This is a genomic window from Vibrio sp. Y176, from assembly GCF_033438945.1.
In genome coordinates this window covers 1-1,047 of record NZ_JAWOQS010000127.1, presented here as the reverse complement: position 1 = coordinate 1,047, position 1,047 = coordinate 1, and the positions used below count along the sequence as shown (strand labels likewise).

General features: G+C 50.0%; 1 protein-coding gene. It reads right to left on the bottom strand.

From position 1 onward, the window contains the following. Positions 1 to 49: 49 nt before the first annotated feature. Positions 50 to 1,047, bottom strand: a 998-nt coding sequence (locus R7O13_RS24555) for a proprotein convertase P-domain-containing protein (protein ID WP_318304896.1), incomplete at its 5' end; no start/stop codon positions are given.

The window sequence follows — 1,047 nt, the reverse complement described above, 5'->3', positions numbered from 1 at the left end:
AACTCCCCGCCGTTACGGAAAGTAAGGTCAGCTTCTTCATAGTCACTCCTTATTGAAATGTCAGAGACCAACTGTTGATTGTACCTGTGTCTCTTCTGGCACTGTCGACGGCTTTAAGTTCCCAAGAACCTTGTGATTCAAAACCAGAGAAATCAACTTGGAAAGTGGTTTTAATATCATTAGCGCCGCCGCCAGTATTGTCGTGAAGCACGACTTGTCCACCTGTCGGTGAAGTCAGAGTCACTCGTAGGTCACCGATGTAAGTATGGCTAATATCTACGTCAATGCTTACAGTACCTGAGTCGCCAGTGCGATCGACATTCAGTGCGCTGATGGCACCAGAGGTTTTGTTGTCAGGAATCGCAACAGGGTTAGTGTTTGAGTAGCTAGAATCTGCAGAGCTACCGCCACCGTCAGGACCATTACAGCCCGCATCCAAGAACAACTTCGCCGCTTCCGCATTCACTAGGCCGTGACCTGTGCGGTTATCTCGACCTGCAACATCAATGTCTGTCGCGGTTTTGATCAACGAGTTACGTACTTGCGCTGCGGTACACGTTGGGTGGTAACTCCACACCAAGCCAGCTACGCCCGTTACGTGCGGAGTCGCCATCGAAGTGCCGTTGTAGTACTCGTAGTCTTCACCTGATGTAGTTGCAACCGTGATCTCTTGGCCTACGTAACCCAATAGCTCTTGACCAAATGCACGATCAACTGTCACCGACACCATGCGATAAGCGTTGTTTTGGTCAACTAAGAATGGGTTTTGTAACCCAGCTAATGCCGCGTTGCTGTATACAATCGCCGCGCTTGCGCCCGCGTTGTAACATGCTCGGACTGCATCCACCTCTGGGTATGTACCTGAAGATTGATTACCAATACGCTCAGTAAGACAGATTTTGCCTGACATGTCGCCACAGTTGAAGTTGCCACCAGACACATCACAGCTTTCCAATGTCGCGGTGACTGAACCTGTAACTGGTGCTGGTACAAACTCAGTGCCGTTGTGGACCAAACGGTTATGAGGCACGATGCCACGGTCAAACT